The following is a 13451-nucleotide window of genomic DNA, read 5'->3' as shown; positions in this document are numbered from 1 at the left end:
GCTCCGAAAACGAACCCATCCCCGCTGTCAGTTAGCCACCGCGGATGGAGCCCAAACGGTAGGTCAGGTCAACCTGTCACCTGATCGTGCAGCAGACCCTGCGGACGCTCTCCCCGGCTCCGGCGCCCAACGCCACGCAGCGTGAACCCGAGTGATGAGGCCCGGCAGTCAAACGGCCCGCACGATTCACGGACACTGCGAGCGCCCATACCGCGCACAACTTGGTGCGCGATCAACAGTGCGTGGGGGCGGCGGCATCGAGTTGCAACCGAGGGCGACCCCTACGGGCTCCAGGCCCCCGCAAGCACTCACACAAACGTGTTTCTGGGTCACAAAGCGCGGCATAAGCCAGAATGGTTCAAATGCCAAATGGCCCCTGATCTGCGTTTTCGCAGGTCAGGGGCCACCTTCTTGTAGCGGGGGCAGGATTTGAACCTGCGACCTCTGGGTTGGATCGGCGCCCTGCCGACCGCTACCGAACGTTGCGGGATGCCGCCGGATCCTCCGTGTTGATGAGGAGGAGTCCTCGCTGACAGCTCCGACTGTACCCGACCGGCTCCTGACCCTTCCGGCTGTTTCTGGAGGGTTGTTGGAGGGCGATCGAATCCGCCTAGAGGCGCGGGTCGACGGGCTCAGACTCGAGTGCGAGCACGGCGAAGACCGCCTGGTGCACCTTCCAGAGCGGCTCGTGGTCGACGAAGGCGGTCAGCGCCTCGATGCCGAGGCCATGCTCCCTCTGGGCGAGCTGCCGCTTCTTGCCGAGGTGTCGCTCGCGGAGTACGTCGAGTGAGTCGGTGTAGTCGGGGCCGTAGATGACCCGCAGGTACTCGCGGCCACGCACCTTGATGCCGGGCTGGATGCGACCGCTGGTCAGGTGCGCGGGCTTGACGACCATGCCCTCTCCCCCGGCCGCAGTCAGCTCGAGCCACCAGTCGATCGCCGCCTGACGCTCCTCGTCCGATGAGAGGTCCACGAAACGGTGCCGGGTCGGCGTGATCAGATCTCCCTCGAGCTTGGCCAGTTCGGCGAGATGCCACTCATGGGACTCGGTCAGCGCGAGGGCACGGCCTTCGGAGGCCAGAATGTGGAACGGCGCAAGGGTCACTCCCTCGAGGCCGTCGGTCGGGTGGACGTAGGCGGCGTACGCGTCCCGGAACGCCTCAGCGTTGTCGCGCCGACGCTTGATCCGGTCCGTGAGGTCCGCCACGTCAAGACCGCGCGCGGCGGCCTGCTGGAGAACCGTCTCCGCCTCGGGCAGGACCCTGCGCGCGGCAGCACCGACGGAGGCGTACTGGGCCTTGATCAGGTCGATGGCCTTGGCAGACCAGGGCAGCAGTTCACAGTCGAGAGCAAGCCAGTCGGTGTCGAGTGACTCGAACAGCGGCGCGGCGGACACGCGTAGGCGGGCGACGAGCTCACTGGTGTTGGCGAAGAACGGGCGTCCTGTCCGGGTGTAGACGACGCCGGTGGTGCCGTCGCCTACGCCGAAGCGGCGCTCTGCAGCATCGGCGTCCCTGGCGATGATCGCGATGGCGCGCGAGCCCATGTGCTTCTCTTCGCAGACCACGCGGGTGACGCCCCATCCGGCGTATTCGTCAAAGGCCTGGGCTGGGTGCTCGAGATAGCCCTCGAGTTTCGAGGTGGCCACCGGCGACATGGTGGGGGGCAGGTAGACCAGCCACCGCGGGTCGACGGCGAACCGGCTCATGACCTCCAGGGCCGCTGCCGCGTTCTCTTCGGGGATCTTGACCTTTCCGGCGTGGGTGGTCTCCAGCCATCGAGTCCCGGCGACGTCGCCGATCTTGAGCACGGACGCCTCGCGGTCGCCCGCGGCTGGCGCGAGGGGCCGGACTGGTTCGTACCACTCCTTCTCGGCAGGTACCGAGACGATGTCTCGCTCCGGGTAGCGCAGAGCTGTGAGTTCGCCACCGAAGACCACGCCGGTATCGAGGCAGATGGTGTTGTTGATCCACTCGGCCTTCGGCACTGGGGTGTGGCCGTACACGACCACGGCCTGTCCTCGGTATTCCTGCGCCCAGGGGTAGCGGACCGGGAGGCCGTACTCGTCGGTCTCGCCGGTAGTGTCGCCGTAGAGCGCGAACGATCGGACACGGCCGGAGGATCGGCTGTGGTAGGCCTCCTTGAGTCCGGCGTGGGCGACGACGAGCTTGCCGTCATCGAGGACGTAGTGGCTGATGAGGCCGTCCATGAAGTCCAGTGCCTGCTTGCGGAAGTCCTCGGGCTCCTCCTCGAGCTGGGCGAGCGACTCGGCAAGGCCGTGGGACACGGTGACCTTCGAGCCGCGCAAGGCGCGGACGAGCTTGGCCTCGTGGTTGCCGGCCACGCACAAGGCGTTGCCGGCGGCGACCATGCCCATGACGAGGCGCAGGACGCCCGGCGTGTCCGGGCCGCGGTCGACGAGGTCGCCGACGAAGACGACCTGTCGGCTCTCGGGGTGGGATGCGCCGACGGCGGCGGTGCCGTCGTACTCGATGTTCCAGCCGAGTTGGGTGAGCAGGGTGCAGAGCTCGGAGGCGCAGCCGTGGACGTCGCCGATGATGTCGAAGGGGCCGAGGATCTCCCGCCGGTCGTTCCAGGGCCTCTCGCGGAGGATCTCGACGCTCTCGACCTGGTCGGTGCCACGCAGGACGTGTACACGACGGAAGCCTTCCTTGCTGAGGCGTCGGAAGGAGCGCTTGAGGTCACGGTGCTGCCGGGAGATGACGTGGTCGGCGAAGTCGCGGTGCGGTCGCTGCTTGTTGCGTTCGATCGCGACGGACTCTGGGACGTCGATGACGATGGCGTCGACAAGGACGTCGTGGCTCTTGGCCAGCTTTACGAGCGAGGCACGCGCGGCCTGCTGGACGTTGGTGGCGTCGACGACGGTGAGCAGCCCGCGTCGCAGTCGCGTGCCGACGATGTAGTGCAGCACGTCGAAGGCATCCGGGGTCGCGGACTGGTCGTTCTCGTCGTCGGCGACGAGGCCGCGGCAGAAGTCGCTGGAGACGACCTCGGTCGGCTTGAAGTGCGTGCGGGCGAAGGTGGACTTGCCGCTTCCCGAGACCCCAACCAGGACGACCAGGCCCATGGCGGGGACGGTGACCTGCTGCCTGTTCGTTGCTGCGTCAGTCATCGGTCCCCTCCTTTCGGGTGAAGATGGCCATCTGGGTTGGTGTTCCGTGGGTGTCGTCGAGGTCGCCGATCCCGCGGCGCTCGACGCCGTAGCCGTGGGCGGCGGCAACGCGGTCGGACCATTCGGCGAACTCGTCGCGGGTCCACTCGAAGCGGTGGTCGGGGTGCCGCATGCCGGCGAGGCCTTCGTAGAGCACGTTGTACTCGCCATTGGGCGTGGTCACGACGACGGCACCGGGTTTGGCGGCGCCGAAGACGACCCGCTCAAGGGCCTCGAGGCGAGGCGGGTCGACGTGCTCGATGACCTCCATGAGTACGGCGGCGTCGTAGCCGGTGTAGCGGTCGTCCTCGTAGGTCAGCGCACTCTGGAAGAGTTGGACACGCTCGGCCTGACGCTCGCTCATCCGGTCGACGTGGAGGCGTCGGGCGGCGTACTGCAGCGATCGAGTCGAGACGTCGGATCCAGCGATCCGCGTGAACGCCGAGGTCTTGACGAGCCGGTCGAGGAACTGGCCCGGCCCGCAGCCCAGGTCGATCACCGTCCGTGCACCTAGTTCGAGCAGAACCTGGTGCACCGCCTCGTGCCGCTGAGTGTTCAGCGGGACGCGCTTCTCGACTGCCTGCAGGACTTCCTCGTCCTCGGCGGGCTCGACCGCCTCCTCCACCTCGTCGCCGAGCTCGGCGAGCCGGGCGAGGGCGACGCGGGTGAGTCCGCCGCGACGTCCGAGGTAGCGACGGGTGATGAGGTTGGCGTCAGGGTGGGTAGCAAGCCACCCCTCGCCCGAGCGCAGCAGCTTGTCGACCTCGTCGGGGCCCTGCCAGTAGTGCTTGGACTCGTCGAGCACAGGCAGCAAGACGTGGAGCTGGTTCAGCGCGTCGGCGAGCCGGACGACGCCCGTCAGCCGGAGTCGGACGTAGCGGGAGTCGCCCCAGTCTGCGAAGGCGTCGTCGAGTGGGATGGAGTCGGCCTCGACCGTCCAGCCGAGTGGTTCGAAGAGTCGGTGCGCGATCTCTGCGCCGCCGCGGCACGGCAGGACCGGGATCACGATCTCCAGCGGGATCGCCGAGTCAGCAAGCTCCTGCCGGGAGTTGCAGCGACCGCTGCGGGCGGTGCTGAAGACGTCGGCCATCGCCACGCCGAGCAGCGACGAGGCTGCGTACGAGCGGTCGTTGACGTACTGCGCCAGGCTGAAGTCAGGGGCGTTCTTCCCACGAGAACGCGCAAGGCGGATCGGGTCGACGTCGAGCATCAGTGCGACGGTGCACCGCTCCTCGTTGGCTTCGGGGTAGAAGACCGTCGCGGTGCCGAACGACTGCTTGAACTCCTGGACGCGCTCAGGGTGCTTGTGCAGGAGGTAGCCGAGGTCGGTTGCCGGCTTTTGGGTGGTCGTGACGGTCAGGAGCACTGGGCAAGTCTGCCGTAGGGGCCCGACGAAGTCCGAAGGAGTTTCCGACTCCACGGAGGCCGCGGCGCGAATCATTCGATATTCGCTTCGGCGGTGGTCCGTCCGCGCCCTACGGTGAACCGGTGTCCGATCTGCCCAACGTCGAGTACGGCGACTCCAGCATGGCTCTCCCCAACGAGATCCTCCGCTCGGTCGTCGGGAGCGGCGTGCACGGGATCGCCATCGAGGGCACCGATGACCACGACGAGATGGGCGTCTACATCGAGCCGCCCGAATGGATCCTCGGTGTGGAGCGGCACCGCGAGGACTACATCTGGCGTACCCAGCCCGAGGGCGTACGTAGCGGCCATGGCGACACAGACCTGGTCCTCTACTCGCTGCGCAAGTACCTGCGGCTGGCGATCAAGGGCAACCCGACGGTCATGCTGCCGCTGTTCGCCCCCGAGGAATCGCTGGTGGTGGTGACGCCGCTCGGGGATGAACTGCGCGAGCTGCGCTCGGCGTTCATGTCGCGCCTGGCGGTCGAGAGGTTCCTCGGGTACATGCGATCCCAGCAAGAGCGAATGCTCGGCCAGTCGAAGCGCAACGTCCCCAACCGGCCCGAGTTGATCGAGAGGTATGGGTGGGACGTGAAGTACGGCAGTCACGCACTTCGGCTCGCCTACCAGGGCTTTGAGATCGCGAGCACCGGCGTCCTGAGCCTGCCGCTCCCTGACCGCGAGCGCGAACGTGTCCTCGCGGTCAAGCGGGGAGAGGTCGATCGCGACGAGGTGTCATCGGAGATCGCCCGTCTGGAAGATGCCGTGCGGATGTTGCTGGACGAGAACCGCTCGCCGCTACCCGAGGCCGCGGACCTGGACCGGATCAGCGCGTGGGCGATCGATGCCCAACGTCGTCACTGGCGGTGGGTCTGATCCACCGCTCCCCACGCGAGCCGTGTTGCGCGCGGGTACCTGAGCGCATGTGGCTCATCCGCGCCACCACTTGCGCTTGCGCTTGATCGGGACGACCTCGGCAGGCAGGTCGCGGTGGACATACTCGACGGGAAGCGGCCGGATTCCGGCGTGGAAGGCCAAGGCTCGCTTGACGTCCTTCGATGCGTCCCATTCCTCGAGGAGCGCAGCGATCCTGGACCGCTGGCTCTCGGGGAGCGGCTGCCAGGTCGTCGCGGCCCGCGTCGTCAGCCAGTTGCTGATTTGGGTCCGACCAAGGCCGGCGAGCTTTGCGTCGGGGTCGGTAGCCAGCCGTAGATCCGATTCCACGGCGTTCCAGCCGCCAGTCGATCGCGTGAGGTACCAGGCCGCCCGTCGGCTGCCGGTCAGGGGCGACGCCCACGCGTCGGCAGCGACCGCCGTGGGTGCCCCGGCGCGAGCCAGAACTCGTGTCGCTGAGGCGGACACGCGGCTGCTGGGGTCGGTCAGCAGCGGCGCCACCTGGAGGATCGTTTCGGCATCCGCGGTCCAGGCAGCGACGCCGCGCAGGGCAACCGCTCGGATCCGCGGCCGGGGATCCGCGAGCGCTGCTCGGAAGGAAGGCAGGTCGCTGGCATCACCGGAGACGAGGAGGCCGTCCAGAACTGCCGCCGTGCGGTTGGCCGGCACGTCCGATCGAAGTTCGCGTCGGTACCAGCTCGCGATATCCAATCCCCGCTTCCGGGCGCGATGACGCGCGGCCTCGCGTACCCGTGGGGCGCGGTCGGCTGCCATGTGCAGGAGGGTGCTGTCAGGCAGTGCAGCGCCATCGACGCGCAGTACGGCAACTTGGCGGAGAAGAGCGGAGCGGGCGTCTAGGAGGTCCGCGAAGTCCTCCGGGGTCCCTCGCTCGTAGAGCCAGTCCGCGCACCACGCAACGATCAGCTGGTCTTCCTCGTCTTGCGCCGCCTCAAGGAGTCGCGGACCAGGGAGCATCCCCAGTCGGTTGGCGGTCTTGAAGCCGTGCCTCCGGACGTTGCGAGGCGTTGCTGCCATCAGCAGATCGACATAGTCGGTCTCGCTGAACAGGCGGCGGGCGAGCTCTTCAACGACATCAAGAGCTCCGGGTCCCTGGAGGCGACCCCGGCCGGCGAGCACTACGTCGAGGACGCGCACAACATGGTCCGGGCGCGGCTCCGTGACCAGAAGCGCCGTGAGCGACTGGCGTGCGATGGCACGGACCTGCTCGACGTGGTCGAGCAGACGAACCGCCGCCGCCGTGACGGCGACGGGCCCCGCAAGCTCAGCGAGTGTGCGCGTCGCTCGTTCGCGGATGCGTCCGTCGACGTGCAGGCTGGTGACGGTCGCGACAAGGCCGCTCGGCTCACCCAGAGTGGGCCCAAGCCACCCGCGTACTCCCGAGACCGGCGTCGAGTAGTGGACCCGATAGCTGCGAGCCGCGGCATCCAGCACCAACCATTCGCGGCCGGACAGGTTCTCCAGCCTCGCCGCCAGTGCCGTCCACTCGGCCGTCGCGCCGTCGACGACTGCGCGCGCAAGTTCCTCGGCGAACTCGGATGCAGCGGGTGGGCTCAGTGACACGTGGACAGTCTGCCGCCCGAGATCGGATGCGGCTCTCTCATTTCGTCGGGTGCTCAGAGACCGAGGTCCCGGCTGGTCGTGGTCATCATCGCCTCTGCTGGCCGGATGTAGTGGTTCAGCAAGGTCGCCAGATCACGGTGACGCGTCTGGGCGGCGATGCGGTCGATCGACGCTCCGTTGACGGCCGCCGTCGTGGCATGCCCGGCCCGCAGCGAGTGGCCGGATACAGGGATGCTGTCGAAACCCGCGGCATGGGCACGCTCTTGGACGGTCCTACTGATCGCCCGCGGTCCGATCCGCTCGCTCGTCAAGTGGTTCCGATAGTGGACGCGCGTGAAGAGCGCGCCCGGTGCCGACGGCCGGACCTTGAGCCAGCTGTCGAGTGCCCGGATCGGGTCGGTCACCGGATTGTCGCCACGAGCCACCCCGACGAGCTGGCCGCGGGCGTCTTGGTCGGTCTTCGACCGACGGATGTGGATCAGGACGCCGCTCGGCTTGCGGAGGATGTCCTCGACATTCAGCGCCGAGACTTCGCCGGGTCTCATCGCCGAGGCGTAGCCGACCAGGAGGATGGCGCGGTCGCGCTTGCCGATGGCTGTGTCGGTGTCGATCGACGAGACGATCTGCCCGAGCTCGGCCACCGTCAACGGGTGGGCTTGGTGGCGGGGCGCGACGCCCATGATCCTTCGCCCGCGACGCACGCGCCGTACGACGGCCGCGGCAGTCGGGTCGGCGAAGCCTTCCTGGTGGTGGCGGTGGGCGATGCCGGAGCAGTAGCCGTCGAGGGTCCCGAAGGTGAGTCCGGCTTCGGCGCGCTCGGCGAGGAACGCGGCGAGCGCCTCTGGTGGCGCCGGGAGCGGGTTGATGCCCCGGCCCTGACACCAGCGGTCCCACTGTCGCCAGGCGCAGTCGTAGGTCGCGCGGGTCGACGCCGCGAGTTCAGCTTCGATGGCGGTGGCGATTCGTTCGGCATCGCCAGCGGTCAGGGCCACTCGACTGTCGGCGAGCGGGAGTTCTTCGAGGCGGATTAGTGAGTTCGTCATCACCCACTCTCGGCGGCGCCGCCAGGCCCGCGCGAAGGGCGGATCGGGCTGCGCGAACTTACCTCCCGAAAGGAGGGGTTGTTGGAGGGCGATCGAATCCCGATCGGGGGCGCGCGGGTTGACAAGTCCCTCGCTGACGCGGCTCGCCGCAAGGCTGTCGACCGTGCCTGCCGCCCCCTGCCACCACGGTGTGCCGTCAGCCGTCGTCTCCGGCCAGCATCTTCTGAGCTTCATCGTGAATGTCGAGGAACTCAGCGTGGGCATCACGGGCGGTGGTGATGAAGTCGTACCAGGTCCTGAGAACGACCTGCTTCTGCGTGACGGCGGCATTGAACGCGATCTCACGCGTCTTGTCCTTGATCTTGACGTCGTCAGTGATCAGGTCGATGACCCAGCCATCCGCGAACAACGCCGCGACTTCTTTGTGCTGCTCGAAGAAGTCCGTGAAGGCGACGATGTAGTTCTGCAACCGGTCGTAATCATCGTCGCCAAACTTGTGCTTAGGCTTCTTCAACTCGACGAGGTGAAGCTGGCGTCCGAGGTGGACCGCCGTGAAGTCCGGCCTCTTCTTCTCGTACGCGATGGCGATCTCAACATCGAGGCCGTAGCGGTCCTTCACAAAGACGGTGAATCGGTCACGGAATGTCTTCAGGCCCTGGTTCTCGCTGATGACTGACCAATCGGGCCGGATTAGCCACGGCGCGCGCGAGACAAGGCTCTGGAGATCGGCTTCGACAACATCGGGGTTATCGATGACCTTGTTCAGCTCCTCGATGGCGTCCACGCGCTGGTGCGCGATCTGCGCGTAGCTGGCGAGTTCCGCGGTGCGCGTGTGAGTAAACAGCGGCACGATCTCGTCGACACCCTTGTCTCCGAGCTTCGAGATGGCTTGAAAGGAACGAATGAGCGCCTGATGAGGGCCCACCAAGAGCACCAGATCGACGAGTTCATCGACGTACTCCTGGTCCTCGAGTTCGTCCTCCTGCGCCATGCCACCGATCTTTTTGCCGAACTCCATGACCGCGTCGATCACGGCCTTGTTTTCGCCGTATCGCTCCTGCGCCCGCTTCTCGAGATTTGAGTTTTTAAAGAAGATCTCGACCTTGGACTTCCGGCGCGGGCCGGCGGACTTCTTCGCGATCTCCTTGACGAGAGCGGCACCCCATTGCCGAAGGGCCTCCCCGTAGTCAGAATCCCACAGAATCCCCTGACGGTCGGTCCGGACGAGGTCCTCCTCGTCATCGTCATCGAGCCACTCAGCATGGATCTCGCCCACGAGGTAAGACCGCATGGTGAACTCTCCCGTGAATCCGGCAGGCTGCTCGAAATCGCGCGTCGTTGCGACGATCTTCCCACGAGCGTAGATCCGTACACCCGCCTCTTCCTCATCCTTGATGGCGCTCTTTCCGAAAGCGAGCCAGCCCGAGACCGACAGCTCACGGTCGCCGAAGGGGACCGGCCGCGACTTGAGGTCGATCTTCGTAGCCTCATTGATGGCGACTTGGAACTTGGGAATGGTGAAGTTCCGCTCCCCATCCTTGATCTGATCGTCCTTGCGGCTGTTGTGGACGTGAATGGTGAAGTCGTCTTTCGCGAGCGCGAACCGGCGCGCGACCTGACGCGTGAAGGTCGTCTTGTCCGGCACGCGCTTCGGCAGGAATCCTGAAAGGGTCACAGTGGTTCCGCGAACGGGCGACCACGTGCGGTCGTCGGCCCCAGCGTCGATCGGCACCTCGCCCTCTTCATCGGTGAGGATCTTGTCGAAGTCGAGCAGGAAGTGGCTGACGAGGTACCCCTGATCCGTCTTCTCCCCGCCTGCGGACCGGACATCGATACGCTTGCAGATGCCGAATGGAGCGAGCTTGCCGATGCCTTTGCGTCCCATGACCGCACGCTGCTTCTCTCGGGACTTCGCGCCGCCGACAGAGGCAGAGCGCGTCCTGCGGTCAGAGCCCACCGAGAGGAAGTACTTCTGTGCCTCCTCGGGGGTCATGCCATGCCCGTCATCGGAGACCACGATCTCGTAGCCGCTGTCGACGATGGTGCCGTTGTCGTCCTTCGTCGCCAGAGACGTCCCGAGAGGGAGCGAGACCGTCACGTCCTCGGCATCAGCGTCGTAGGAATTGGCGATCAGCTCGGCGACCACGGCGCTCGCCTTGTCGTACAGCTTCACTCCCAGCTTGTCGACCGTGAGGCGCGACAATCGCATGCTGTACGTCGCAACCTGCTCGGTCTCGGCCCCGGTCGCGCCCACGGCGGTCACGTCAGTCACGGCAGCCACGTTAGGGGCAACATGGAGGGCGCGTGGCGCTTATGGGCCCCGACGGTCTGACATACTCGCCATCCCCCGGCTCCTGCCCGCCGCGCGACGCTACGATGCGGGCATGACGCGCACGGCTCTGGACTTGTTCGCCGGGGCCGGAGGCGCGACCGAGGGTCTCCGTGCCGCGGGCTTCGACGTTGTCGGGGCCGTCGAGAACGATCCCGCTGCAGCCACCTCCTACCGACTCAACCACCCGTTGGTGCGTCTGTGGGACACCGACATCCGCAAGCTCCCTGCCATGCAGGCAATGCGCGAGCTCCACCTCCGACAGGGCGAATTGTCACTGCTCAAGGCCTGCCCGCCATGCCAGGGCTTCTCCTCCCTGGCCGAGGGCCGCGCACGGGTCAATGAGGAACAGAACGACTTGGTGCTCCATACGATTCGGTTCGTTCGCGCTCTGCGCCCGCGGGCGGTGCTCTTGGAGAACGTCCCCGGCCTGGGCCGAGACGCTAGGTCCAAGCGCCTGCTCGGCGCTCTGCATGAGCTTGGCTACGCAAGCAAGCAGTACAAGGTCAACGCCGTCGACTTCGGAGTTCCGCAGCGGCGCAAGCGGCTCATCATCCTCGCCGCCCGGGGCCGTCGTTCGAAGTTGCCGGATATCCTCTCCCCCCTTGGATTGGATGGCGATGTTCCGCCCGACGTGTCCGTGAAATCTGCATTTCAGCAGTTGGCGGAGGACCTGGTGCCAGGCGACCCGCTGAATCGACACCGGACGCTGAGCGAGAAGGTGGCGCGACGCGTGAGCGCCGTTCCCGTAGGCGGTTCACGCTTCGATCTCCCAGCGGACCTTCAACTCGACTGCCACGTGCGCCTGAGCGGCAGCCGCAGCGCGACGGGCTCGTATGGACGCATACGACTTGACGAACCTGCCCCCACCATGACGACTCGCTGCACGACCCCCGCATGCGGGTCCTTCATCCACCCGACCGAGCCTCGCGGAATCACGCTTCGTGAGGCGGCGACTTTGCAGACGTTCCCTGCGACCTACCAGTTCGCCGGGGGATATGACCAGATCGAGCGGCAGATTGGTAATGCCGTGCCAGTCCGTATGGCAGCCGCCCTTGGCGAGGTCGTGAGCGACCTCGTCGGCTGAGGCGAGATCCAACGCCGACGCAGGTCGAAGGCGGCGAGCGCCCAGCGCCTGCCCTCCCCGGTGAGCGCACCGAGCCCCGAAAGAAGCTCTTACTCGTCCACCGAGACCGACAGCCCTACCTCCCCGGCCGTGAGGACCGTGAAAACACCAGCGTCCGGTGGTCGCTCCGGCCAGCACCGCGAGCCGATGGGTCACGGGCCAGCCGATGGCGCGCGACACGGCGATCCGTACAGCCGCCTTCTTGGTCGACTTCGACAAAGTGCCCGAGGTGCATCCCAGCGAGTTCCGCTTCACGGCCGGACTCGGCACCGCAGGATAACCGAGGCCGATTTCAGGACCGTCACGCAGGAGCCGCTCAGCGTCGCCACCGACCAGTTCCCCCAGTTCTCCCAGTTCTTCGGCGATCTGGCCCAATGGCCACGGCAGCGAGAGGGTCCATTGCTACCTTCAACTTGTGCGACTTCGTAGGGCCGATACGACCGACGATATCGATGCCAACTTCGAGATCAGCGTGATCAATGGGTCCAACACCTTCAGCCTGACGATCGAGAGCTCGGGTGGAGCGACCGGCTCAGGCAACGTTCGAAACCCCGAATATCCACTGCTCCTGGAGGAGGCATTGCGCCGCCTCAGCTCCCTCGATGTCGAACTGATCGACGCGCTCGTCGACAGTCGACGCGTGGCGCAGCTCTCCACAGCAGAACGCAGGATCCATGTCGACGGGCAGCCCTTTCCAATCAGGCTCTCGGGGGTTGAGGACTTCGGTCTACTCCGCCGGGGTCTCACGCGACCCCAGGGCGACATCGGCAGTGCTCGGTCGGTCGGTGGCGGAAACCAGCGCAAACGAGCAACGCTCGCCTTCCGGTCCCCGACTCCAACGACGCGATCGGAGCTCATGAAGGCTCTCAGCGCCACTGAGCCGAGTGCCCGGGAGCGAAGGAGTGGGATGGCGGCCGGGCTGTCAGAAGCTCACCTCGAAGCAGCGATAGCCGACTGGAGGCGAATGGGAAGGGATGCCTTCCTCGCCCACTACCAGGCCCCATCGGCACGAAAGTACGTCGTGGTCGACGGCGAGGATGAGATGGATGCGATGGCCCTGATCCTCGGGGCCCGCGCCATTGCCGGTCTCGACCTGGAAGGGCCTTGGCGCGGCGACCGCGAGAACGTCGCTGACCCCTTGCGGCGGCTCGGATTCGGAGTCGAGGACCTCGGTCGCCCGGCAGAAGGCCCACTCGGACCAGACCCGGCGAACTACGTCGGACTGGCGGAGAGACTTGGCGGCACCGATGTGGCCGTCCGACGCATGGGCAGACGGGAGCAGCGATTCCTGCGAGGGGCGCTCGGCATCGCCACCGGTGATCCGAACGCCGTCGCCACGTGCGGAATGTGTGCACGGACCTTCCCTCAGGGCTTCTTGGTCGCGGCGCACATAAAGCCGCGGCACATGTGCTCGGACGCGGAGCGCCTGGACCTGCCCCACGTCGGCTGGGCCCTGTGCGTCGCTGGCTGCGACGCACTGTTCGAGCAGGGCTACCTGGGGGTGAACGACGAGGGCCAGATCATCGGACTGCGTCCTCCGGCACCGGTCCCCGCAGCGCTCCAGGACCTCATGGAGCCACTGCTTGGGTCTCGGGCGCCGGGTTGGTCCTCGAATCGCGCTGTCTACTTCGAGGCCCATCGACGTCGGCACCACGGCTGATGCCAGGCATCTCCGTGCCCCAACCGTGCCCTCCGACGGATGTACGGTCGCAGCATTGACCCGGAGCGAACGGCCGTCGCAATCTCTTGGGCAGCGGCGAGCGCATCCCGATGCTCCGGAATCGAATGACGACCCAACCGGCTTTCCCGCAGGCGTTCGTCTGTCGCGTGCCGGGTCTGATCGAGGCTCTCAGGCCACGGAAGGGTGAGAGTCCGATCCGATGGCGATCAATCGCGGCGGGA

Annotated in this window: 8 protein-coding genes; 3 read left to right on the top strand and 5 right to left on the bottom strand. The window is 66.6% G+C overall.

Annotated features, from left to right (window positions below; genetic code table 11):
* Nucleotides 1–610 precede the first annotated feature (610 nt).
* Together IG63_RS0117975 and IG63_RS0117970 are read right to left on the bottom strand one after the other, a co-directional pair.
* Complete coding sequence (locus IG63_RS0117975; RefSeq protein ID WP_030485731.1) at nt 611–3133, bottom strand: polynucleotide kinase-phosphatase; 2523 nt, start codon at nt 3131–3133, stop codon at nt 611–613.
* Complete coding sequence (locus IG63_RS0117970) at nt 3126–4538, bottom strand: 3' terminal RNA ribose 2'-O-methyltransferase Hen1 (RefSeq protein ID WP_030485730.1); 1413 nt, start codon at nt 4536–4538, stop codon at nt 3126–3128. Before IG63_RS0117970 ends, IG63_RS0117975 begins: the two co-directional genes overlap by 8 nt.
* Nucleotides 4539–4660: 122 nt before the next feature.
* Here IG63_RS0117970 and IG63_RS0117965 point away from each other — a divergent pair, with 122 nt between their 5' ends.
* Nucleotides 4661–5452, top strand: a complete 792-nt coding sequence (locus tag IG63_RS0117965; RefSeq protein ID WP_051707142.1) for a nucleotidyltransferase domain-containing protein — start codon at nt 4661–4663, stop codon at nt 5450–5452.
* A gap of 54 nt (nt 5453–5506) precedes the next feature.
* Here the strand turns inward: IG63_RS0117965 and IG63_RS0117960 are convergent, their stop codons facing one another.
* The 3 genes from IG63_RS0117960 to IG63_RS0117950 are packed head-to-tail and all read right to left on the bottom strand — an operon-like array spanning nt 5507 to nt 10366.
* Nucleotides 5507–7051, bottom strand: coding sequence for a hypothetical protein (locus IG63_RS0117960; RefSeq protein WP_030485728.1), 1545 nt, complete (start codon nt 7049–7051; stop codon nt 5507–5509).
* Nucleotides 7052–7104: 53 nt separating this feature from the next.
* On the bottom strand, nt 7105–8358 hold the full coding sequence (locus tag IG63_RS0117955) for a tyrosine-type recombinase/integrase (RefSeq protein WP_245604496.1): 1254 nt from the start codon (nt 8356–8358) through the stop codon (nt 7105–7107).
* Nucleotides 8291–10366 (bottom strand): ATP-binding protein, encoded by a 2076-nt coding sequence (locus tag IG63_RS0117950; protein ID WP_157210287.1) that lies wholly within the window; start codon nt 10364–10366, stop codon nt 8291–8293. The genes IG63_RS0117955 and IG63_RS0117950 overlap by 68 nt, the downstream gene beginning before the upstream one ends.
* A 112-nt stretch (nt 10367–10478) precedes the next feature.
* Here IG63_RS0117950 and IG63_RS0117945 point away from each other — a divergent pair, with 112 nt between their 5' ends.
* Nucleotides 10479–11510 carry a DNA cytosine methyltransferase gene (locus tag IG63_RS0117945; protein ID WP_051707139.1) on the top strand — a complete coding sequence of 344 codons (1032 nt, stop codon included), beginning with the start codon at nt 10479–10481 and terminating at the stop codon, nt 11508–11510.
* 454 nt (nt 11511–11964) lie between these two features.
* Nucleotides 11965–13209, top strand: a complete 1245-nt coding sequence (locus IG63_RS22865; protein WP_157210286.1) for a ScoMcrA-related endonuclease — start codon at nt 11965–11967, stop codon at nt 13207–13209.
* Nucleotides 13210–13451: the final 242 nt, after the last annotated feature.

The sequence above is a fragment of the Nocardioides aequoreus genome, assembly GCF_000720335.1.
Classification (GTDB): Bacteria; Actinomycetota; Actinomycetes; order Propionibacteriales; family Nocardioidaceae; genus Marmoricola; species Marmoricola aequoreus.
Note: the sequence above shows the minus strand (reverse complement) of the source record. Positions and strands in the feature narration are given on the sequence as shown.

Bases quoted from the DNA above. Each gene is read 5' to 3' on its own strand.
- IG63_RS0117975 (WP_030485731.1), bottom strand. From the start codon at position 3,133: ATGACTGACGCAGCAACGAACAGGCAGCAGGTCACCGTCCCCGCCATG.
- IG63_RS0117955 (WP_245604496.1), bottom strand. From the start codon at position 8,358: ATGCCCACGCTGAGTTCCTCGACATTCACGATGAAGCTCAGAAGATGC.
- IG63_RS0117945 (WP_051707139.1), top strand. From the start codon at position 10,479: ATGACGCGCACGGCTCTGGACTTGTTCGCCGGGGCCGGAGGCGCGACC.